The organism is Salmonella sp. GDC200615 (assembly GCF_050574145.1).
In the GTDB taxonomy this organism is placed as follows: domain Bacteria; phylum Pseudomonadota; class Gammaproteobacteria; order Enterobacterales; family Enterobacteriaceae; genus Salmonella; species Salmonella enterica.
In genome coordinates this window covers 1,879,119-1,898,835 of sequence record NZ_CP192247.1, presented here as the reverse complement: position 1 = coordinate 1,898,835, position 19,717 = coordinate 1,879,119, and the positions used below count along the sequence as shown (strand labels likewise).

Sequence of the window (19,717 nt, the reverse complement as noted above, 5' to 3'; positions counted from 1 at the left end):
ATACACCTCGCTTACATCGGCGACAAATTAAGGAAGAAACGTTGCAGCCAGCCCATATTTTGCGCTTCGTTAATATAGCCGTTCCCGACATATTCAATCCGCGCATCCGCCACCTGTGTCGAGGGAACGGAGTTGCTGCCGCTGATGGTGCGTGGATTTACCACGCCGGAGAAGCGGATGAATTCCGTTCCCTGATTAATCGCGATCTGTTTTTCCCCCACGACGTGTAAATTGCCATTGGCCAGAACCTGATCGACGGTCACGGTCAGCGTGCCGCTAAAGGTATTGCTGGCATTCGCGCCGCCTTTGCCGTTAAAAGAGTTGCCGCCGGAGGCCTCCATATCCGCGCGGGAATTACCGAATAATCCCTGCAGATAACGCGGTACCGTATCAAAACCAAAACTGGTTTTGCCGTCGCGACTGGCATTTGCCGACGAGCTTTTACTGGCGCTGACTTTTTCCTGTAACACAATCGTGAGCGTATCGCCGATATTACGCGGTCGACGATCTTCAAAAAGCGGCTGATAGCCATAATTAATCGGCTGCGCAGACTGAAATATGGAGCCATTCGCCACCGGTACCGGGCCAGGTATCGGCTGCGCCGTGGTCGCCCCCTGCACGAGCGGTTTAGCGGGTATCCAGGCGCATCCTGTCAGCGTCGCGACCATCAGGGCCATAACTGGGTAAGCGTGAAGCGCGTATTTTTGCATTACCTTCATCTTCAAAATCAGGGAGCCGGTGGCGTATCCCCCACCGGCGGCCCCTTAGAGTTGCGTCAGTTTCTGCAGCATCTGATCGGTCGTCGATACTGCTTTACTGTTAATTTCATAGGCGCGTTGAACCTGAATCATGTTCACCAGCTCTTCCGCCACGTTAACGTTCGACGTTTCGACATACCCTTGATACAACAACCCCGCGCCGTTGAGCCCCGGCGTGCTTTCGTTCGGCGCGCCGGACGATTGCGTTTCGATATAGAGGTTCTCGCCAATGCTTTCCAGCCCGGTGTCGTTCATAAAGGTGGTCAGGTTAAGCTGCCCGACCTGAACCGGCGCGGCCTGCCCCTGCTGGGTAACGCTGACCACGCCGTCGCGGCCAATCGTGATGCTTAACGCGTTGGCCGGAATGGTGATTGCCGGCTGCACCTGAAAACCGCCCGCCGTCACCAGTTGACCATTCTGATCCACCTGGAAAGAGCCGTCGCGGGTATAGGCAGACGTACCGTCCGGCAGCATGACCTGGAAAAAGCCCTGCCCTTTAATCGCCACATCTTTACTGTTGTTGGTCTGCGACAGGTTCCCCTGACTGTGCAGACGCTCCGTGGCGACCGGACGCACGCCGGTACCGATTTGCAGCCCTGAAGGCAGCGTCGTCTGCTCGGACGACTGCGCGCCCGGCTGGCGGATGGTCTGATACAACAGATCTTCAAATACCGCGCGCTGACGCTTAAAACCATTGGTGCTGACGTTTGCCAGGTTATTGGCAATCACATCCATATTGGTTTGCTGCGCGTCCAGACCGGTTTTGGCGATCCATAATGAACTGATCATAAAATGTCCTGTATTAACTCATCGACAGCAGTTGGTTAGCTCGCCCTTCGTTCTCATCTACGCTGGTGATAACCTTCATCTGCATTTCAAAACGACGTGCGTTGGCGATCATGTCGGTCATGGCTTCAACCGGCTTGACGTTACTGCCCTCCAGCACGCCCGACATAATGCGAATTGACGGGTCGGCGGCCAGTACCGCCCCGCGTTCAGCCTGTGCCTCGGCGGTAAGGCGGAATAAACCGTCATCGCTCCGCTGCACCTCATTGCCTTCCGCTTTGACCAGCTTCAGTCGCCCAACGGGCGCCACCGTGTTTGGCGGGTCGCCGGGATTGAGCGCGGAGATCGTGCCGTCTGCCGCAATGGTGATTTCCGACCCTTCAGGAACGGTAATCGGGCCGCCTTCGCCGATAACCGGATGTCCCTGAATGGTTAACTGCCCGGTCGGACCCACCTGGATATTCCCGTTACGGGTATATCCTTCAGCGCCATCCGCCGCTTGCACTACCAGCCAGCCGTCCTGCTGTAACGCGACATCCAGCGGACGGGAGGTGTAGTCCAACTGACCCGGGGTCATATCCGCCCCGGGCGTCGACGCCGTAACCAGCGTGCGCGTTGCTAAAGAGAGGCCATCAACGGGCACCGCGCGTAGCGCGTTAAGCTGCGCGCGAAAGCCCGGCGTTGAGGCATTAGCCAGGTTGCTGGCCGTTACCGCCTGCTGGTTAAGCGTCTGGCTGGCCGCCCCCATAGCGGTATAAATTGCGTGATCCATTAAGCTATCCCGTCAGGCGCTTAGCGCAGGTTAACCAGCGTATTGAGGATCTGGTCCTGAGTTTTGATGGTCTGCGCATTCGACTGGTAGTTACGCTGCGCGACGATCATATTCACCAGCTCTTTACTCAAATCCACGTTAGAGGCTTCCAGCGCGCCGTTCGTCAGCTTACCGAAGTTGCCGGAACCGGCAGTCCCCAGCAGCGCAACCCCGGAAGCCTGCGTCGCCGCCCAGACGTTATCGCCCTGGGATGCCAGACCTTCGTTGTTGGCGAAGTTAGCCAGCACAATCTGCCCCAGCACCTGCTCCTGCTCGTTGGAGTAGTTGCCAACCACGGTGCCGTCGTTGTTAATCTGGTAGCTCACCAGGTCGCCCGGCTTATAGCCGTTTTGATTGGTGGCGACGATGTTATTAGCCCCGGTGTTCTGCTGCATGGAGTTAAGGAAGCTGAGGGAGAAGGTGGCCGCTGTCGCGCCATTAATCGTACCGGTGGTGATGTTCACCGTACCGCCAGACTCCAGAATCCCGTTTTCATTGAATTTCAGCGTAGTGGACGCCGTTGTTGGCGCAGTGGCTGCAGGATCGCTGCTGTCATGGGTGTACACAGCCCATTCATTATCTTTGGTTTTCACAAAATAGACGTTCATGTCATGGGCATTACCCTGGCTGTCATAAACGGTGACGGTGCCTTTTTTGTTATACGAATCCGCATCACTCACGCTAAAGGGCGTTTTAGACGGTACAGGGTCCGTTGAGTTCAGGTTGATCTGCATTGACGCGGTGGTGGTCGATTTCGCCGCCATCAGCGTGTTCGGAATGGTGATCGGCGCAGGATTCGCCCCCTGCTGAATGGTCGGCGGCGTACCGGTGGCCGGATAGCCGGTCAACTGCATCCCCTGCATATTGACCAGGTTACGGTTCTCGTCCAGTTTGAACTGGCCGTTGCGGCTATAGAACACGGAACCGTTGCTGTCTACCAGGCGGAAAAAACCGTTCTGGCTAATCGCGACATCCAGCCCGCGCCCGGTGTTCGTTGTCGTACCGTCGGTAAAATCCTGGGTAATCCCCGCCACTTTTACGCCCAGCCCCACTTTGGAACCGGCGAACATATCGGCAAATGATGCCGTACCGGACTTAAAGCCATAGGTGGCGGAGTTGGCGATGTTATTACCGATAACATCAAGGTTGGTGGCCGCAGCGTTCAGGCCGCTAACCGCTTGAGAAAAAGACATGACTGACTCCTGATAAGTGTAAGGGCTTAGATTATTTGCCGAACTTCGTCGAGTGTGGTGGTGCCGTAGGTACCCAGATCCAACAGGTTGCCGTTACTGCCCTTCGTCACGCCCTGTACCAGAGCGAATTGCAGCGGCTGCGCCACCAGTTGCGCTCCGCCATTGCTGGCGGTAATCGCAATGTTGTAAGAACCATTCGGTACCGTTGTTCCGTCCGTTTGCTTACCATCCCAGGTAAAGGTGTGTACCCCGGCTCGCAACTCACCGATCTCCAGCGTCCGTACCACCCGGCCATCTTTATCGGTAATGGTTGCCGTCACTTTGTCCGCAGGCTGTTGCAATTCCACGCCAAACGGCGTCGTGGACGTCACGGCCCCTTCTTCCGCGCCTTTACCCGCCAGAATTGTGGTGCCAGGCACCATAACGCCATGTCCAATCAGCGTGGTCGCCTGTAGGGACTGACTATTATCGATTTGCCCGGAAATAGCCCCCAGCGTCGTATTCAGTTTTTCAATGCCGCTCACGGTACTGATTTGCGCCAACTGTGTCGTTAACTCATTATTTTGTAATGGGTTAGTCGGGTCCTGGTTCTTCAATTGCGCGACCAGTAAGGTCAGGAAACTGCTTTGCAGATCGGCAGCGTTGCTTCCGGTCATCGACCCGCTGCCGGTCGTCGTTTTGACGCCCGTGTTGGTCGGGTCATTCATATTTACGGCAATAGACATACGCGCCTCCTTTACTGGCCTAATGTCAGCGTTTTAAGCATCATGCTTTTTACGGTATTCAGGACTTCGATATTTGCCTGATAGCTGCGCGAGGCTGACATCGTGTTGACCATTTCGCCGACCACATCGACGTTGGGCATTTTGACGTAACCATTAGCGTCCGCCAGCGGATTGCCTGGCTCATAAACCAGCTTTTCCGGTGCCTGACTTTCAATCACGCTGGCGACCTTTACCCCGCCAGTGGCTTGACCCGGCGCGGCGTCCACCTGAAAAACCACCTGTTTGGCGCGATAAGGCTGTCCGTCCGGGCCGGTGACGCTATCCGCATTCGCCAGGTTACTGGCCGCAACGTTCAACCGCTTGGACTGCGCGGCAAGCGCCGATCCGGCAATATCAAAAATGTTTAACAGCGCCACGAATTAGTTTCCTCCCTGTAGCACATTCATCATGCCTTTGAGTTGGCTACCCAGAACGGTAAGCCCCATCTGATATTTGAGACTGTTATCCGCAAACTGCGTACGTTCCCTGTCCATATCTACGGTGTTACCATCCAAAGAAGGCTGATCGGGTACGCGGTAAAGCAGATCCACTGCGGGAGAAGAGACCGCCTGGGCGGGAATATGGTGAGAGGAAGTCAACGTTAACGCGACGCCGCCGGTTTCTTCCCGTCCACGCACCATCACCTTTTTTAACTCACTGGCAAAATCAATATCGCGCGCCTGATACCCCGGCGTATCGGCATTGGCGATATTCGCCGCTAATATTTCCTGACGTTGCGCGCGCAGATTAAGCGCTTCCTGCTGAAATCGTAAGGCGGCATCGAGCCTGTCGAGCATATCTCCTCCGCAAATGGCAAAATTCAGCCGACAGCTTAAATGCCTTCACGCGCGCGTTATCGCCGGAATAAACGCAAAATGCGTCGCTATTTATTGCGTTGATGCCTGCTTCACACGGGTAGAATCCTGTCATGACATCAACCAGGGGGAAGTACCATGCAAACGTTAAAACGAGGATTCGCCGTGGCGGCTTTGCTGTTCAGCCCCCTGACAATGGCGCAGGACATCAACGCCCAGCTGACCACGTGGTTTTCCCAGCGTCTGGCTGGCTTCAGCGACGAGGTGGTTGTCACGCTCCGTTCATCGCCCAATCTGCTACCGAGCTGCGAACAGCCAGCCTTCAGCATGACGGGCAGCGCGAAGCTGTGGGGCAACGTCAATGTGGTGGCGCGCTGCGCCAATGAAAAACGTTATTTGCAGGTGAATGTGCAAGCGACCGGCAATTATGTCGCCGTTGCCGCGCCCGTCGCGCGCGGCGGAAAATTGACGCCGGCCAACGTCACGCTAAAACGTGGCAGGCTGGATCAGTTACCGCCGCGGACGGTACTGGATATCCGTCAGATTCAGGATGCCGTCAGTTTGCGCGATCTCGCACCCGGGCAGCCGGTACAGCTTACGATGATACGTCAGGCCTGGCGCGTCGAAGCGGGGCAACGAGTACAGGTCATCGCCAATGGCGAGGGGTTCAGCGTCAATGCGGAAGGTCAGGTGATGAATAATGCCGCCGTCGCGCAAAATGCGCGCGTGCGCATGACATCGGGTCAAATCGTGAGTGGAACCGTCGATTCTGATGGGAATATTCTTATTAATCTATAATTGTGTAAAGATTTTGTCGCGGCTGCCGATGAGATATTCAACCATGATGGTAGCTGGCCGCTACAACGTAACCCTCGATGAGGATAAATAAATGAGCATTGACCGTACCTCACCTTTGAAACCCGTTAGCACTGTCCAGACGCGCGAAACCAGCGACACGCCGGTACAAAAAACGCGTCAGGAAAAAACGTCCGCCGCGACGAGCGCCAGCGTAACGTTAAGCGACGCGCAAGCGAAGCTCATGCAGCCAGGCGTCAGCGACATTAATATGGAACGCGTCGAAGCATTAAAAACGGCTATCCGTAACGGTGAGTTAAAAATGGATACGGGAAAAATAGCAGACTCGCTCATTCGCGAGGCGCAGAGCTACTTACAGAGTAAATAAGCGTATGACTCGTTTGTCAGAAATACTTGACCAGATGACCACCGTCCTGAATGACCTGAAGACGGTGATGGACGCCGAGCAACAACAGCTTTCCGTAGGCCAGATTAACGGCAGCCAGCTACAGCGTATTACAGAAGAAAAAAGCTCGTTGCTGGCGACGCTGGATTATCTGGAACAACAGCGCCGTCTGGAGCAGAACGCGCAGCGTAGCGCAAACGATGACATTGCAGAGCGCTGGCAGGCGATTACCGAAAAAACGCAGCATCTTCGCGACCTCAACCAGCACAACGGCTGGCTGCTGGAAGGGCAAATCGAGCGTAATCAACAGGCGCTGGAGGTGCTGAAACCTCACCAGGAGCCGACCTTGTACGGGGCTGACGGTCAGACTTCCGTCTCTCACCGCGGCGGTAAAAAAATTTCTATCTAATCATTGCCGGATGGCGACGTTGCGCCTTTCCGGCCTGAATGCCTTGTAGGCCTGATAGCACAGCGCTATCAGGCACTGAATTTACGCCGTCCGGCGAACAAACTCTTTCACTTTAAAGCCCAGCACGGCAAGCGCGGCGAAATAGGCCGCAATACCCGCGATCACTACCGCCATCAAACGTAGCAAACGCCATAACATCGACCCTTGCGACCACTCCGGCATAATATGCAACACGCCGAACAATACGGCGGCCATCACCAGTACGGAAATGATCAGACGCATCAGGAACCACATCCAACCCGGTTGTGGCGTAAAGATATTCTGTTTGCGCAGTTGCCAGTACAGCAGCGACGCATTGAGACATGCCGCCAGACCAATAGAGAGCGACAGCCCGGCGTGTTTCAGCGGTCCAATAAACGCCAGGTTCATTAACTGAGTCATGATTAACGTCACTATGGCGATTTTCACCGGCGTTTTAATATCCTGGCGAGAATAGAAGCCCGGGGCCAACACTTTTACGACGATCAAGCCAATCAGCCCCACCGAATAGGCGATTAACGCCCGCTGCGTCATCGCCGCATCAAAGGCGGTGAATTTACCGTACTGAAACAGCGAGACCGTCAGCGGCTTCGCCAGAATGCCTAACGCTACCGCGCTCGGCAACGCCAGTAAAAAGCACAAACGCAGCCCCCAGTCCATCAGGCGGCAGTACTCATCATGATTGCCGCTGGCAAAGCTTTTCGACAATGACGGCAACAGGATGGTCCCCAACGCCACGCCCAGCACGCCGGACGGGAACTCCATCAACCGATCGGCATAGTACATCCATGAGACCGAGCCGGAGGCCAGAAACGAGGCAAAAATGGTATTGATGATAAGGGAGATCTGACTGACGGATACGCCCAAAATCGCCGGCCCCATCTGTTTGACCACCCGCATCGCCCCGGTGTCGCGAAAGTTAATGCGCGGCAGCACCAGCATACCGATCTTTTTCAAATACGGAAGTTGATACACCAGTTGCAGCACGCCGCCGACGGTGACTGCCCAGGCTAACGCCAGCACCGGCGGATTAAAGTATGGCGCGGCGAATAATGCAAAACCGATCATGCTGATATTAAGAAATGTCGGCGCAAAAGCGGGAATAGAGAAGCGATTCCAGGTGTTGAGAATGGCGCCAACCAGTGAAGCCAGCGAGATCAGCAGAATATAGGGAAACGTAATCCGCAGCAGTTGCGTCGTCAGCGCGAATTTATCCGCAGTATCGGCAAAACCCGGCGCGGTTACCATAATCACCCACGGGGCGGCCAGCATACCGGCCACCGTCACGACGGCCAATGCCAGCGTCAACAGGCCGGAAACGTAAGCGACAAAGATCCGCGTCGCTTCTTCACCCTGCTTGCTCTTATATTCCGCCAGGATAGGCACAAAGGCCTGAGAAAAAGCGCCTTCGGCAAAGATCCGGCGTAGTAGATTGGGGAGTTTAAACGCCACAAAAAAGGCGTCGGTCGCCATCCCTGCGCCAAAAATTCTGGCGACAATCGCATCACGGGCAAAGCCCAACACGCGTGAAAACATAGTCATCGAGCTGACGGCAGCCAGCGATTTCAATAAATTCATTTCTTTTGTATTCCAGACCCTGGCGTAAAACTCCTGCATGGCTGATCCATCGACCGGATAACGCAACTTCTGCCGTATCCGGCTGTATCACCGCGCCTGACGGCGACGTTAAAACGTCTTATCAGGCCTTACAGACTCCCCACGGTTTGCCATTATTCACTGTGAAAAGAGGTATTTGTAGAGTGGGCATATATACCCGCCATACTTCGAGCTGCATGTGCGTTAGCTTTTCTGCAACTCGAATTATTGAGGGTATAGTACCTGGATTACGATGAATTACTACCGCCAGATGTTACAGAGGGTTATTCGCTGATGGCGTCCCGCCACAGCGCCTCCACGACGCGCTGGGCCAAAATCGCCTGCTCCCCCGCCGTTTCCGGAACCGTCTGATTTTGTACGCAGTCAATGAAATGCCGCGCGCATCCGACAAAACCACGCTGTTCAAGCGTCGTTTGCCAACTAGGAATGGGTTTGATGAGAATACCCTGCCCGCGCTCTTCGCGCCATTCACGCATATCCGTCACGTCATATAGCCCGCCGTCGGTGACGGCCTGGACCGATTCACGCTGACTTCCGGCGCGCCGGTGCATACTGGTGGTAATTTGTAGTTTGTCGGCGGAAAAATGATGTTCCGCATAGCACATTTCGCCGGACTCGCTGGTGAGCAACGTGCCGCTGGCAAGGCGCGCCTCGCCGCCCGCCAGCCACAGAGCGGTATCCACGACATGCAGATAGTCATCGAGCAAAGTAAAACGTAAGTCGTGCGGCCCGACGCTATCGGTACGATGTTTATCCATACGCAGTGACGCCGCAGTGCCGAGGCGCGTCTTCAGTTCGCGGTACAGCGGCGCGAAACGGCGATTAAAGCCAACCATCAGCGTCAATTTTTTTTGCGCCGCCAGCGCCACCAGCCGTTCGGCATCACGTAGATTTTCCGCCAGCGGTTTATCCACGCAAACATGGACGCCGGCATTGAGAAGTTCGCTGACCACGGCATAATGGCTTGCGGTACTGGAGTGGACGAAGACCGCATCGCAGCCGGACGCTAAATTCGCCAGCGAATCCACATACGGTATGCGCCAGCTTTCGCAGATACGTAAGGCTTTATCCCGCGAAGGAGACCAGGCGCCCTGTAACGTCCATCCGGCGGTGTTGGTTAATACCGGCAGCCAGGCCTTCTGCGCAATACCGCCTAATCCGACAATGCCAATCCGTAATGTTCTCACATTACTCTCCCAGGTGAGCTAACAAAGAATCCAGCCGCTGCTTTAACTCCGCCACTTCGCTTTCCAGCGCTTCGACGCGCGACTGAAGATCGCCCGACGCACTTTCCGGCGCAGACGTCTGGAGAGACAGTTCATCGACGTCGCCGCAAAAAAGGTGCATATAACGGCTTTCGCGCTTACCCGGTTCACGCGCCAGACGGACGACATACGGGCCGTCCTCACGACTGGCAAGCCGTTCCAGCGTGGATTCAACTTCCGCCATATCGCTGAATTCATGCATCCGCGACGCCCGGCTACGCAACTCGCCGGGCGTTTGCGCGCCGCGCAGCAGCAGCGTAGTGACAAGCGCCACTTCCGCCGCGCTAAGTTTCAGATCGCCAAATTCGGAATTACAGAAGCGCTGTTCATATTTGGTGACGCGATTGCCAAACCCGCTGACCGTACGCAAAAAGTGGCGTTTCACCAGGTTATCGAGCTGTTCTTGTACCTCTTGTCCCGTCAGGTTCATCACCGGTTCACGGTTGGTTTTCTGATTACAGGCTGTCACCACGCCGTTGACGGAAAGCGGATACTGTTCCGGCGTTGTCACCTGCTTTTCCAGCAGACAGCCAATCACTCGCGCTTCAGTGGCGGTTAATTCATATTTCATCGTTTTCTCCCTTTGCCTCTCATTCCGTAAGCCGCTCAACGCCCCGGCGTCCATAACGGCGTGGTTAACGCCGTCAGGACATGGTCGCGCCATTGTCCATCAATCAACAGGTAATCTTTCGCATAGCCTTCTTTTTCAAAGCCAAGCCGCGCCAGCAACGCGCCGCTACGTTTGTTGTGCGGCATATAGTTCGCCATGATACGGTGGATATGCTGAGTGCGCTGCATATAGCGAATCGCAGCGGTTAAGGCTTCAAACATCAGCCCTTGCCCCTGCCACTTCTGCGCAATGGAATAGCCCAGATAACAGGCATGAAAAGAACCGCGCACCACATTGGAAAAATTCGCCACGCCGATAATTTCTTTTTCTTCCGGATCAAGTAGCACGAAATAGAAGGCGGAGCCCTGTTTGTGAAATTCACCGATCATTCCCAGACGCGCCTGCCATCCTGAAGGATAACAATGACTTTCATCACGGACCGGTTCCCAGGGTTTTAAAAAATGACGATTTTCCGCGTAATAATCGGCCAGACGCCAGGCATCACGCTCATGCACTAAACGTACCACCAGACGATCGGTGGTTAAGCGCACTTTTGGCACGTTACTACGATAGCCAAACATTCTATACCTACTCCTTCCTGTAACGTCTTCAGCACGCCAGTAACATTACTATACCTGCGCAACCAGGCTCTGTGAAAAGCGCAAATCGTCATTTTTTGAATTGCTGCCACATTTTGATGAAAACTCTCGATTAAAAAGGACTTTTGATAAAAAAATATTGTCCCGCTAACGGTAGGAAAAAACGAAACGCCGCCGCAGAATAGAAGACGCTCATCTTTTATTTCCCGGGAGGGGAAATGTCGCGCGTCTCGCAGGCGAGGAACCTGGGTAAATATTTTCTTCTCATCGATAACATGTTAGTGGTGCTGGGTTTTTTCGTCGTCTTCCCGCTCATCTCTATTCGCTTTGTCGATCAAATGGGGTGGGCTGCCGTAATGGTAGGGATCGCGCTCGGCCTGCGCCAGTTTATTCAACAAGGTCTGGGCATTTTTGGCGGCGCCATCGCCGATCGCTTTGGCGCGAAACCGATGATTGTCACCGGTATGCTGATGCGCGCCGCCGGCTTTGCCACCACGGGTATCGCGCATGAGCCCTGGCTCTTGTGGTTTTCCTGCTTTCTTTCCGGTCTCGGCGGTACGCTTTTTGACCCGCCGCGTTCAGCGCTGGTGGTCAAATTAATTCGTCCGGAGCAACGGGGCCGCTTCTTCTCTCTGTTGATGATGCAGGACAGCGCGGGCGCGGTGATTGGCGCGCTGCTGGGAAGCTGGTTGCTACAATACGATTTTCGCCTGGTCTGCGCGACAGGCGCTATTTTGTTCATATTATGCGCCCTTTTCAACGCATGGCTGCTTCCGGCCTGGAAGCTATCAACGGTCAGAACGCCGGTGCGTGAAGGAATGCGCCGCGTCATGAGCGATAAAAGGTTTGTCACCTACGTGCTGACGCTGGCGGGCTACTATATGCTGGCGGTACAGGTCATGTTAATGCTGCCGATTATGGTAAACGATATCGCCGGTTCGCCTGCTGCCGTGAAATGGATGTACGCTATTGAGGCGTGTCTCTCGCTGACGTTGCTCTACCCGATTGCCCGCTGGAGCGAAAAGCGTTTTCGGCTGGAGCATCGGCTGATGGCCGGTTTGCTCGTCATGTCGCTGAGCATGCTCCCCATCGGGATGGTGGGCAATTTACAGCAGCTTTTTACGCTTATTTGCGCTTTCTACATCGGCTCGGTTATCGCCGAACCGGCGCGCGAAACGCTCAGCGCGTCGCTCGCAGACGCGAGGGCGCGGGGAAGCTATATGGGCTTTAGCCGTCTGGGATTAGCCATTGGCGGCGCGATTGGTTATATCGGCGGCGGCTGGTTGTTTGATATGGGGAAAGCGCTTGCGCAGCCTGAACTACCGTGGATGATGCTCGGTATTATCGGCTTTATCACCTTTTTGGCTTTAGGCTGGCAATTTAGTCATAAACGCACGCCGCGCCGGATGCTGGAACCCGGCGCCTGATTTGATACCTGTCGCTATCTCCTCCATACTGGTCAGATACCGACAGTCAAATGGAGGAGAAACGTGAAGCTTTATATTTACGATCATTGCCCTTTCTGCGTTAAAGCCCGCATGATTTTCGGCCTGAAGAACATCCCCGTTGAACTTAACGTGTTACAAAATGACGACGAGGCGACGCCCACCCGGATGATTGGTCAAAAGATGGTGCCCATCCTGCAAAAAGATGATAGTCGCTACCTTCCTGAAAGTATGGATATTGTACATTATGTCGACAACCTCGACGGCAAACCGCTGTTAACCGGGAAACGCAATACAGCCATTGAAGAGTGGTTGCGCAAAGTTAACGGTTACGTTAATCAGCTACTGCTGCCGCGATTTGCAAAATCCGCTTTCGATGAATTTTCTACCCCTGCGGCGCGTCAGTATTTTATCCGCAAAAAAGAAGCCTCATCTGGCAGTTTTGACAACCATCTTGCGCACTCTGCAGGACTGATTAAAAAGATCGGCGATGATTTACGTTTGCTGGATAAACTCATCGTACAGCCTAACGCCGTTAACGGCGAATTATCGGAAGATGATATTCATCTGTTTCCGCTTCTGCGTAATCTGACGCTGGTCGCCGGTATCCACTGGCCGACAAAAGTCGCGGACTATCGCGATAATATGGCGAAGCAGACGCAAATTAATTTACTCTACTCAATGGCTATCTAACTCCCGCCAGGCGGCAACCCTTTCTTGCCGCCTTTTTCAGCTTTTTCTAGTGGCACCATGTCCGCTGGCGCGACATGCTGCTTTGTGTCAAGATTAGGGCACAGGCAACATGCTAAGGAACGCCATGAAAAAGTTTTTTTGCCGCTGCGCTGGTAGTTAGCGGCCTGTTAGTGGGTTGTAATCAACTTACGCAATACACCATTAGCGAACAAGAAATCAATCAAGCGCTTGAAAAACGGAATAATTTCTCAAAAGATATTGGTCTGCCCGGCATTGCCGACGCGCATATCGTATTGACTAACCTTGTCAGCCAGATTGGTCGGGAAGAACCTAATAAAGTCACCCTTACTGGCGATGCCAGGCTGGATATGAATTCCCTGTTTGGCAGTCAAAAAGCGACGATGAAACTCAAGCTAAAAGCCCTGCCGGTCTTTGATAAAGAAAAAGGCGCCATCTATCTTCAGGAGATGGAAGTAGTAGACGCCACCGTGACGCCGGAGAAAATGCAATCGGTGCTACAAACGCTCCTGCCTTATTTAAATCAGTCTTTACGTAGCTACTTTAACCAGCGGCCCGCTTACGTGTTGCGTGAGGACAGCAGTAAAGGCGAAGCGTTAGCAAAGAAACTCGCGAAAGGCATTGAAGTTAAACCTGGTGAAATCGTTATTCCTTTCACCAATTGATTTCGGAGGGCGCGCTCGCGCCCTTTTTTTTACGTGCAAACGAAAACGTTTCCGCTTATCCTTTGTTTCCGGCAAAAAGACTATTCCTCAGCCGGAGCTTATTAATGACTGCACCATCCCAGGTTTTAAAGATCCGCCGCCCGGACGACTGGCACGTTCACCTTCGCGATGGCGACATGTTAAAAACGGTCGTACCCTATACCAGCGAAATTTATGGTCGCGCTATCGTGATGCCGAACCTGGCGTCCCCCATCACGACCGTTGATGCAGCGATCGCCTACCGCCAGCGTATTCTCGATGCGGTGCCCGCCGGGCATGATTTCACGCCGTTAATGACCTGCTATTTAACGGATTCGCTCGATGCCGATGAACTGGAGCGTGGTTTCCATGAAGGCGTATTTACTGCGGCTAAGCTTTACCCGGCCAATGCCACCACTAACTCCAGCCATGGCGTAACGTCAGTCGACGCTATCATGCCGGTACTGGAGCGGATGGAAAAACTCGGAATGCCATTGCTGGTCCACGGTGAGGTGACCCATACGGAGGTTGATATCTTCGATCGCGAAGCGCGTTTTATCGACACCGTAATGGAACCGCTACGCCAGCGTCTGACCGCGCTTAAAGTGGTCTTTGAGCACATCACGACCAAAGATGCCGCGCAGTATGTACGTGACGGCAACGACTACCTGGCGGCTACCATTACGCCTCAACATTTAATGTTTAACCGTAATGATATGCTGGTCGGCGGCATTCGTCCTCACCTGTACTGTCTGCCGATTCTGAAACGCAATATTCACCAGCAGGCGTTACGCGAACTGGTTGCCAGTGGTTTTACGCGCGCCTTCCTGGGGACGGATTCAGCGCCGCATTCACGTCATCGTAAAGAGACTAGTTGCGGCTGCGCCGGTTGTTTCAACGCTCCCTCCGCCCTTGGCAGTTATGCCGCCGTGTTTGAGGAAATGAACGCGCTGGCGCACTTTGAAGCGTTCTGTTCACTGAATGGCCCGCAATTCTATGGCCTGCCGGTGAATGCGGGGTGGGTGGAACTGGTTCGCGATGAACAACAGGTACCGGAAAATATCGCGCTGGCTGATGATTCGCTGGTGCCTTTTTTAGCGGGTGAAACAGTACGCTGGTCAGTAAAAAAATAAAAAATGCGCTTACCTGTTGCTATATATTAGATTTAACTGTATATATATCCAGTATATTCAACAGGGGGCCATTATGCGTATTGAAGTCACTATAGCCAAAACGTCACCTCTGCCTGCCGGTGCGATTGATGCGCTGGCGGGCGAACTCTCCCGTCGTATTAGCCATCATTTTCCTGAGAACTTGGGTAACGTCACCGTGCGTTACGCTACCGCCAACAACTTGTCCGTCATTGGCGCATCAAAAGAGGACAAAGAACGCATTAGCGAGATTCTCCAGGAGACCTGGGAGAGCGCTGATGACTGGTTCATCAATGAATAAAAAATGATATGCAGTGATGTATGTTTGCCGGGTCGCCCCGGCTTTTTTATTTGCGCAACTGATGAATATTTCGCCTGACCGTCAAAATAATTGCACAACATCCTAAAAAAATATGAATGAACTGCCGCTTTATTGTTCATATAATTCTTAAAAAGAGAAATTTATCCTCCGGTCTCTTTAAAAACGCAGTGAATAGCCTTATTAATTGGTATACTGAAGTTGCTTCAGAAGAAAAACACGCATTGAACCTCGAGAACCGTTGTCTTATAACACGTACCAGGGGGGCATGATGGAAAAGAATAATGAAGTCATTCAGACCCATCCGCTTGTAGGATGGGACATCAGCACCGTCGATAGCTATGATGCGCTGATGCTGCGTTTGCACTACCAGACCCCAAATCGTCCGGAACCGGAAGGGACTGAAGTTGGTCAAACGCTCTGGTTAACGACAGATGTAGCCAGGCAATTTATTTCAATATTAGAAGCCGGCATCGCCAAAATAGAATCAAGTGATTACCAGGAAAACGAGTATCGTCGCCATTAGCGTGACGCGCTCCCCCTCTCTCAGGCACCGTAAGGTGCCTCACTTATTTCTGGCTTGTATATCTCAGCGCAGTTATTTACCCTGAAATCATCGCGATAGCAGAGAGAAGCTGATGAAATACGACCTTATTATTATCGGCAGCGGTTCGGTTGGCGCCGCCGCTGGTTATTACGCCACCCGCGCCGGGCTAAAGGTCCTGATGACCGATGCGCATATGCCGCCTCATCAACAGGGCAGCCACCACGGCGATACCCGTCTTATCCGCCATGCTTATGGTGAAGGCGAAAAATATGTCCCGCTGATGCTTCGCGCCCAGACGCTTTGGGATGAACTCTCCACACACAATGAAGAGCCTATTTTTGTCCGCTCCGGCGTCGTCAACCTCGGCCCGGCCGATTCCGCTTTCTTAGCCAACGTCGCACGAAGCGCGCAACAGTGGCAATTGAACGTCGAGCGCCTGGACGCGACGGCCCTCATGACGCGCTGGCCGGAAATTCGCGTGCCCGATAATTATATCGGGCTGTTTGAAGCTGACTCCGGTTTTCTGCGCAGCGAATTAGCCATTACCACATGGCTTCGTCTGGCCCGAGAGGCTGGCTGCGCACAGCTATTCAACAGCCAGGTAAGCCATATTCATCATGATGATAACGGTGTGACGATAGAGACGAGTGAAGGCAGCTACCACGCCAGCAAGGCGCTAATTAGCGCGGGCACCTGGGTCAAAGCGCTGGTACCGGAGCTGCCCGTTCAGCCCGTACGTAAAGTTTTTGCCTGGTTTAAGGCGGATGGACGTTACAGCACTAAAAACCGCTTTCCGGCCTTTACCGGCGAAATGCCCAACGGCGATCAATATTACGGCTTCCCGGCGGAGAACGACGAGTTAAAAATCGACAAACACAATGGCGGACAGCTAATACAGGCTCCGGAAGAGCGCAAGCCCTTTGCCGCCGTTGCCAGCGATGGCGCGGAAGCATTTCCTTTCCTGCGTAACGTACTGCCGGGTATCGGCGGTTGTTTACATGGGGCGGCATGTACCTATGATAATTCGCCGGACGAGAATTTTATTATCGATACGCTGCCTGGCCATGAGAACACGCTTGTCATCACTGGACTCAGCGGACATGGTTTTAAATTCGCCCCGGTGTTAGGAGAAATCGCTGCGGATTTTGCGTTGGGAAAAACATCCTCCTTTGATCTGACGCCGTTCCGGCTTTCCCGTTTTAGCCAATAATTTGTCGGCCCCGTAAAGGGGCTGTTTATTAAGGTAACCTATGCGCCGTCTCTTTCATTTTCTGATGAATAATATTCGCGAACATTTCATGCTTTACGTTATTCTTTGGTCACTGCTAGCGGTGATGGATATTGTTTATCTCCTTTTCTTCTGATTGCTTTTCATTGACGCTAACTGACACTTCCTGAAAATTCCTCACTTTTTATTTCATAACGTTGAAGCACGACAATAATGCCAGTTCCTGCCGTTGCGCGGTTACAGGAGTGAAATATCTCGAAACTTCTGAAGCTGAACCGCAAACAACATTAAAATTATTGAAATAAAAATAAATATCATTCAAATTCTTATTTATAAGTTGCATTCGGCGCTTTTCCACGCCATTTTCATTCTCTCGTGAAATATTCATTGGTGTGTTTATGCAATTTAAAAATACTCCACAGCGTTATGGCGTGGTTTCCGCCGCGCTCCACTGGCTGACCGCCCTGGTGGTCTATGGCATGTTTGCGTTGGGTTTATGGATGGTCACGCTCAGTTATTACGACGGCTGGTATCACCAGGCACCGGAAATACATAAAAGTATTGGCATATTACTGATGATGGCGCTGATCGTGCGTATTATCTGGCGGCTTTATTCTCCGCCTCCCGTTGCGTTGACCAGCTATTCCCGCTTAACGCGCGCTGGCGCCGCCGCAGGTCATCTCCTCCTGTATCTCCTGCTCTTTGCGATAATCATTAGCGGCTACCTGATTTCCACCGCCGACGGTAAACCGATTAGCGTCTTTGGCTGGTTTGAGATTCCGGCCACGCTTACGGACGCGGGCGCGCAGGCTGACATCGCCGGAACGCTGCATCTGTGGTTTGCCTGGTCGCTGGTCATTATCTCGCTCTCGCATGGGGTTATGGCGCTAAAACACCATTTCATCGATAAAGACGACACACTGAAACGTATGACAGGAATGTCGTCATCTGACTATGGAGCTCAAAAATGAAAAAAAAACCTGCTGGGATTCACCCTCGCATCCTTGTTATTCACGACCGGTTCCGCCGTGGCGGCAGAGTATAAAATTGATAAAGAAGGCCAACATGCGTTCGTCAATTTCCGCATTCAGCATCTAGGCTACAGCTGGCTATACGGCACCTTTAAAGATTTCGACGGCACGTTCACTTTTGACGAAAAAAATCCGTCGGCAGACAAAGTGAACGTGACCATTAACACCAATAGCGTCGACACTAACCATGCCGAACGTGACAAACACCTGCGTAGCGCGGAGTTTCTTAATGTTGCGAAATTCCCGCAGGCAACCTTCACCTCTACCAGCGTGAAAAAAGAGGGCGATGAACTGGATATTACCGGCAATCTGACGCTCAATGGCGTGACTAAACCGGTGACGCTGGAAGCGAAGCTGATGGGCCAGGGCGACGATCCGTGGGGCGGTAAGCGCGCGGGCTTTGAGGCCGAAGGAAAAATTAAGCTGAAGGATTTCAATATAACTACCGATCTCGGCCCGGCCTCACAAGAGGTTGAGCTTATCATCTCAGTAGAAGGCGTTCAGCAGAAGTAACGCCTGGCGAAATGCCGGATAGCGGCCTTTACGCTGCTATCCGGCAAAATATTACTCAGCCGGATCGGGAATGCTCAGTTTGCTATTAAGCCGACCACGCGATTTATTAAAAATTTTATTGCCGTTCTCGCGACCCGCGCGACGTCGGCGCTGTTCTTCCTCCGGCAAGGCCAACTCTTCACAGCATTGTTCACTACAGCAGCCGTTAAATTTACTGGCGCACTGTGGACACTGGATAAACAGCAGATGGCAACCGTCATTTTTGCAGTTGGTATGGCTATCGCAGGGCGCGCCGCACTGATGGCAATGCGCGATAACCTCATCCGAGATTCGTTCGCCCATTCGCTCATCAAATACAAAGTTTTTGCCGATAAAGCGAACGGGAAGCCCCTGCTCGCGCGCGCGACGGGCGTACTCAATGATGCCACCCTCAATATGCCAGACTTTATTGAAACCGTTGTGTTTCATCCAGGCGCTGGCTTTCTCACAACGAATACCGCCGGTACAGTACATCACTATCTTTTTATCTGCATGTTCCCGCAGCATTTCAACCGCTTTTGGCAACTGTTCACGAAACGTATCCGCCGGGATTTCCAGAGCATTTTCGAAATGGCCGACTTCATACTCATAGTGGTTGCGCATATCAATAAAGACCGCATCAGGATCGTCCAGCATCGCATTCACATCTGCCGCCTTCAGATAATCGCCGACATTACTGGCGTCAAAAGTCGGATCGTCAATTCCGTCAGCGACGATACGGTCGCGAACTTTCATACGCAGCACCCAAAATGACTTTCCGTCATCCTCCAGCGCGATATTTAAACGCAGCCCGTCCAGCGCGGGGTCGAACGTATAAAGCTGTTGACGAAAGGTCTCGACCTTGCTTTGCGGCACGCTGATTTGCGCATTGATGCCTTCATGCGCCAGGTAAACACGACCAAAAACGTCCAACGCCGTAAACACCTGATACAACGCGTCCCGCGTCTGCTGCGGCGAGGCGATAGTGAAATATTTATAAAAAGAAATTGTCGTACGCGGCTCGCTTTCCGCCAGCATTTTGGCTTTCAGCTCGTCATTAGAGATGCGGTTGTGTAACACTGGCATGGTGTACGTATCCTGCAATCAGCAAAAAATAAAGTGGGCAGGCATGATAAGGCAAGTCTCGCCAATTTACATCCACACATTTTGCGCTACATTTCCTGCTTTACACTAAATAATTAAC

At 53.0% G+C, this 19,717-nt stretch carries 25 protein-coding genes; 13 read left to right on the top strand and 12 right to left on the bottom strand.

Features of this window, described 5'->3' with window-relative positions; translation table 11 throughout:
• Positions 1-11: 11 nt before the first annotated feature.
• The 7 genes from flgH to flgB are packed head-to-tail and all read right to left on the bottom strand — an operon-like array spanning position 12 to position 5,109.
• Positions 12-710, bottom strand: coding sequence for a flagellar basal body L-ring protein FlgH (gene flgH / locus ACQ29O_RS08955; protein ID WP_001174895.1), 699 nt, complete (start codon positions 708-710; stop codon positions 12-14).
• Positions 711-764: 54 nt separating this feature from the next.
• On the bottom strand, positions 765-1,547 hold the full coding sequence (flgG, locus tag ACQ29O_RS08950) for a flagellar basal-body rod protein FlgG (protein WP_000625851.1): 783 nt from the start codon (positions 1,545-1,547) through the stop codon (positions 765-767).
• Positions 1,548-1,560: 13 nt separating this feature from the next.
• Entirely contained in the window at positions 1,561-2,316 is a 756-nt protein-coding gene (locus ACQ29O_RS08945; RefSeq protein WP_000349278.1) for a flagellar basal body rod protein FlgF, read from the bottom strand.
• A 20-nt stretch (positions 2,317-2,336) separates the two neighbouring features.
• Entirely contained in the window at positions 2,337-3,548 is a 1,212-nt protein-coding gene (flgE, locus tag ACQ29O_RS08940; protein WP_000010567.1) for a flagellar hook protein FlgE, read from the bottom strand.
• A 26-nt stretch (positions 3,549-3,574) separates the two neighbouring features.
• Complete coding sequence (gene flgD, locus ACQ29O_RS08935) at positions 3,575-4,273, bottom strand: flagellar hook assembly protein FlgD (RefSeq protein ID WP_000020449.1); 699 nt, start codon at positions 4,271-4,273, stop codon at positions 3,575-3,577.
• Positions 4,274-4,284: 11 nt separating this feature from the next.
• A complete protein-coding gene (flgC, locus tag ACQ29O_RS08930) occupies positions 4,285-4,689 on the bottom strand; it encodes a flagellar basal body rod protein FlgC (protein WP_001196448.1) in 405 nt (134 codons plus the stop codon).
• 3 nt (positions 4,690-4,692) lie between these two features.
• Complete coding sequence (gene flgB, locus ACQ29O_RS08925; protein ID WP_000887043.1) at positions 4,693-5,109, bottom strand: flagellar basal body rod protein FlgB; 417 nt, start codon at positions 5,107-5,109, stop codon at positions 4,693-4,695.
• 156 nt (positions 5,110-5,265) lie between these two features.
• On the opposite strand from flgB, the gene flgA reads away from it, so the two are divergent.
• The 3 genes from flgA to flgN all read left to right on the top strand — a co-directional run bounded on the left by flgA (position 5,266) and on the right by flgN (position 6,737).
• On the top strand, positions 5,266-5,925 hold the full coding sequence (flgA, locus tag ACQ29O_RS08920) for a flagellar basal body P-ring formation chaperone FlgA (protein WP_001194085.1): 660 nt from the start codon (positions 5,266-5,268) through the stop codon (positions 5,923-5,925).
• Positions 5,926-6,016: 91 nt separating this feature from the next.
• Positions 6,017-6,310, top strand: a complete 294-nt coding sequence (gene flgM, locus ACQ29O_RS08915) for a flagellar biosynthesis anti-sigma factor FlgM (protein WP_000020893.1) — start codon at positions 6,017-6,019, stop codon at positions 6,308-6,310.
• A gap of 4 nt (positions 6,311-6,314) precedes the next feature.
• Positions 6,315-6,737, top strand: coding sequence for a flagella biosynthesis chaperone FlgN (gene flgN / locus ACQ29O_RS08910; RefSeq protein ID WP_000197547.1), 423 nt, complete (start codon positions 6,315-6,317; stop codon positions 6,735-6,737).
• A gap of 81 nt (positions 6,738-6,818) precedes the next feature.
• Here the strand turns inward: flgN and murJ are convergent, their stop codons facing one another.
• The 4 genes from murJ to rimJ form a co-directional block, all read right to left on the bottom strand.
• A complete protein-coding gene (gene murJ, locus ACQ29O_RS08905) occupies positions 6,819-8,354 on the bottom strand; it encodes a murein biosynthesis integral membrane protein MurJ (RefSeq protein WP_001537775.1) in 1,536 nt (511 codons plus the stop codon).
• A 302-nt stretch (positions 8,355-8,656) separates the two neighbouring features.
• Positions 8,657-9,580 carry a Gfo/Idh/MocA family protein gene (locus ACQ29O_RS08900; RefSeq protein ID WP_001259729.1) on the bottom strand — a complete coding sequence of 308 codons (924 nt, stop codon included), beginning with the start codon at positions 9,578-9,580 and terminating at the stop codon, positions 8,657-8,659.
• A 1-nt stretch (position 9,581) separates the two neighbouring features.
• The gene (locus ACQ29O_RS08895; protein WP_000873049.1) at positions 9,582-10,229 is read right to left on the bottom strand and encodes a YceH family protein; all 648 of its coding nucleotides are present in this window, start codon (positions 10,227-10,229) and stop codon (positions 9,582-9,584) included.
• Positions 10,230-10,264: 35 nt separating this feature from the next.
• A complete protein-coding gene (gene rimJ, locus ACQ29O_RS08890; RefSeq protein ID WP_000468208.1) occupies positions 10,265-10,849 on the bottom strand; it encodes a ribosomal protein S5-alanine N-acetyltransferase in 585 nt (194 codons plus the stop codon).
• Positions 10,850-11,085: 236 nt separating this feature from the next.
• Between rimJ and mdtH the strand changes: the two genes are divergently transcribed.
• From mdtH to ACQ29O_RS08840, 10 genes are all read left to right on the top strand, one after another.
• Positions 11,086-12,294 carry a multidrug efflux MFS transporter MdtH gene (gene mdtH, locus ACQ29O_RS08885; protein ID WP_000092225.1) on the top strand — a complete coding sequence of 403 codons (1,209 nt, stop codon included), beginning with the start codon at positions 11,086-11,088 and terminating at the stop codon, positions 12,292-12,294.
• Positions 12,295-12,357: 63 nt separating this feature from the next.
• Entirely contained in the window at positions 12,358-13,005 is a 648-nt protein-coding gene (grxB, locus tag ACQ29O_RS08880) for a glutaredoxin 2 (RefSeq protein WP_253336031.1), read from the top strand.
• A gap of 149 nt (positions 13,006-13,154) precedes the next feature.
• Entirely contained in the window at positions 13,155-13,688 is a 534-nt protein-coding gene (locus tag ACQ29O_RS08875) for a lipoprotein (protein WP_031246327.1), read from the top strand.
• A gap of 104 nt (positions 13,689-13,792) precedes the next feature.
• On the top strand, positions 13,793-14,839 hold the full coding sequence (gene pyrC / locus ACQ29O_RS08870) for a dihydroorotase (RefSeq protein ID WP_000126608.1): 1,047 nt from the start codon (positions 13,793-13,795) through the stop codon (positions 14,837-14,839).
• A 73-nt stretch (positions 14,840-14,912) separates the two neighbouring features.
• Positions 14,913-15,158: a DNA damage-inducible protein I gene (gene dinI / locus ACQ29O_RS08865; protein WP_001217763.1), complete on the top strand. Its 246-nt coding sequence runs from the start codon at positions 14,913-14,915 to the stop codon at positions 15,156-15,158.
• A 289-nt stretch (positions 15,159-15,447) separates the two neighbouring features.
• Positions 15,448-15,702, top strand: coding sequence for a biofilm formation regulator BssS (gene bssS, locus ACQ29O_RS08860; RefSeq protein WP_000414442.1), 255 nt, complete (start codon positions 15,448-15,450; stop codon positions 15,700-15,702).
• Positions 15,703-15,814: 112 nt separating this feature from the next.
• Positions 15,815-16,933, top strand: a complete 1,119-nt coding sequence (gene solA / locus ACQ29O_RS08855) for an N-methyl-L-tryptophan oxidase (protein WP_020936932.1) — start codon at positions 15,815-15,817, stop codon at positions 16,931-16,933.
• Positions 16,934-16,973: 40 nt separating this feature from the next.
• Positions 16,974-17,087 carry a YceO family protein gene (locus ACQ29O_RS08850; protein ID WP_001253282.1) on the top strand — a complete coding sequence of 38 codons (114 nt, stop codon included), beginning with the start codon at positions 16,974-16,976 and terminating at the stop codon, positions 17,085-17,087.
• Between the two features lie 262 nt (positions 17,088-17,349).
• On the top strand, positions 17,350-17,922 hold the full coding sequence (locus ACQ29O_RS08845) for a cytochrome b (protein ID WP_001159784.1): 573 nt from the start codon (positions 17,350-17,352) through the stop codon (positions 17,920-17,922).
• Between the two features lie 9 nt (positions 17,923-17,931).
• On the top strand, positions 17,932-18,495 hold the full coding sequence (locus ACQ29O_RS08840; RefSeq protein WP_001770003.1) for a YceI family protein: 564 nt from the start codon (positions 17,932-17,934) through the stop codon (positions 18,493-18,495).
• A gap of 51 nt (positions 18,496-18,546) precedes the next feature.
• On the opposite strand, the gene ACQ29O_RS08835 is transcribed toward ACQ29O_RS08840, so the two are convergent.
• Positions 18,547-19,599 carry a rhodanese-related sulfurtransferase gene (locus ACQ29O_RS08835; protein ID WP_001144637.1) on the bottom strand — a complete coding sequence of 351 codons (1,053 nt, stop codon included), beginning with the start codon at positions 19,597-19,599 and terminating at the stop codon, positions 18,547-18,549.
• Positions 19,600-19,717: the final 118 nt, after the last annotated feature.

Coding starts and splice junctions, on each gene's coding strand:
- rimJ (WP_000468208.1), bottom strand. CDS start 10,849: ATGTTTGGCTATCGTAGTAACGTGCCAAAAGTGCGCTTAACCACCGAT.
- ACQ29O_RS08845 (WP_001159784.1), top strand. CDS start 17,350: ATGCAATTTAAAAATACTCCACAGCGTTATGGCGTGGTTTCCGCCGCG.
- ACQ29O_RS08850 (WP_001253282.1), top strand. CDS start 16,974: ATGCGCCGTCTCTTTCATTTTCTGATGAATAATATTCGCGAACATTTC.
- mdtH (WP_000092225.1), top strand. CDS start 11,086: ATGTCGCGCGTCTCGCAGGCGAGGAACCTGGGTAAATATTTTCTTCTC.
- bssS (WP_000414442.1), top strand. CDS start 15,448: ATGGAAAAGAATAATGAAGTCATTCAGACCCATCCGCTTGTAGGATGG.
- dinI (WP_001217763.1), top strand. CDS start 14,913: ATGCGTATTGAAGTCACTATAGCCAAAACGTCACCTCTGCCTGCCGGT.
- flgB (WP_000887043.1), bottom strand. CDS start 5,109: ATGCTCGACAGGCTCGATGCCGCCTTACGATTTCAGCAGGAAGCGCTT.
- ACQ29O_RS08835 (WP_001144637.1), bottom strand. CDS start 19,599: ATGCCAGTGTTACACAACCGCATCTCTAATGACGAGCTGAAAGCCAAA.
- flgD (WP_000020449.1), bottom strand. CDS start 4,273: ATGTCTATTGCCGTAAATATGAATGACCCGACCAACACGGGCGTCAAA.
- pyrC (WP_000126608.1), top strand. CDS start 13,793: ATGACTGCACCATCCCAGGTTTTAAAGATCCGCCGCCCGGACGACTGG.
- murJ (WP_001537775.1), bottom strand. CDS start 8,354: ATGAATTTATTGAAATCGCTGGCTGCCGTCAGCTCGATGACTATGTTT.
- flgH (WP_001174895.1), bottom strand. CDS start 710: ATGCAAAAATACGCGCTTCACGCTTACCCAGTTATGGCCCTGATGGTC.
- ACQ29O_RS08895 (WP_000873049.1), bottom strand. CDS start 10,229: ATGAAATATGAATTAACCGCCACTGAAGCGCGAGTGATTGGCTGTCTG.
- flgE (WP_000010567.1), bottom strand. CDS start 3,548: ATGTCTTTTTCTCAAGCGGTTAGCGGCCTGAACGCTGCGGCCACCAAC.
- flgM (WP_000020893.1), top strand. CDS start 6,017: ATGAGCATTGACCGTACCTCACCTTTGAAACCCGTTAGCACTGTCCAG.
- flgG (WP_000625851.1), bottom strand. CDS start 1,547: ATGATCAGTTCATTATGGATCGCCAAAACCGGTCTGGACGCGCAGCAA.
- flgA (WP_001194085.1), top strand. CDS start 5,266: ATGCAAACGTTAAAACGAGGATTCGCCGTGGCGGCTTTGCTGTTCAGC.
- solA (WP_020936932.1), top strand. CDS start 15,815: ATGAAATACGACCTTATTATTATCGGCAGCGGTTCGGTTGGCGCCGCC.
- ACQ29O_RS08945 (WP_000349278.1), bottom strand. CDS start 2,316: ATGGATCACGCAATTTATACCGCTATGGGGGCGGCCAGCCAGACGCTT.
- flgN (WP_000197547.1), top strand. CDS start 6,315: ATGACTCGTTTGTCAGAAATACTTGACCAGATGACCACCGTCCTGAAT.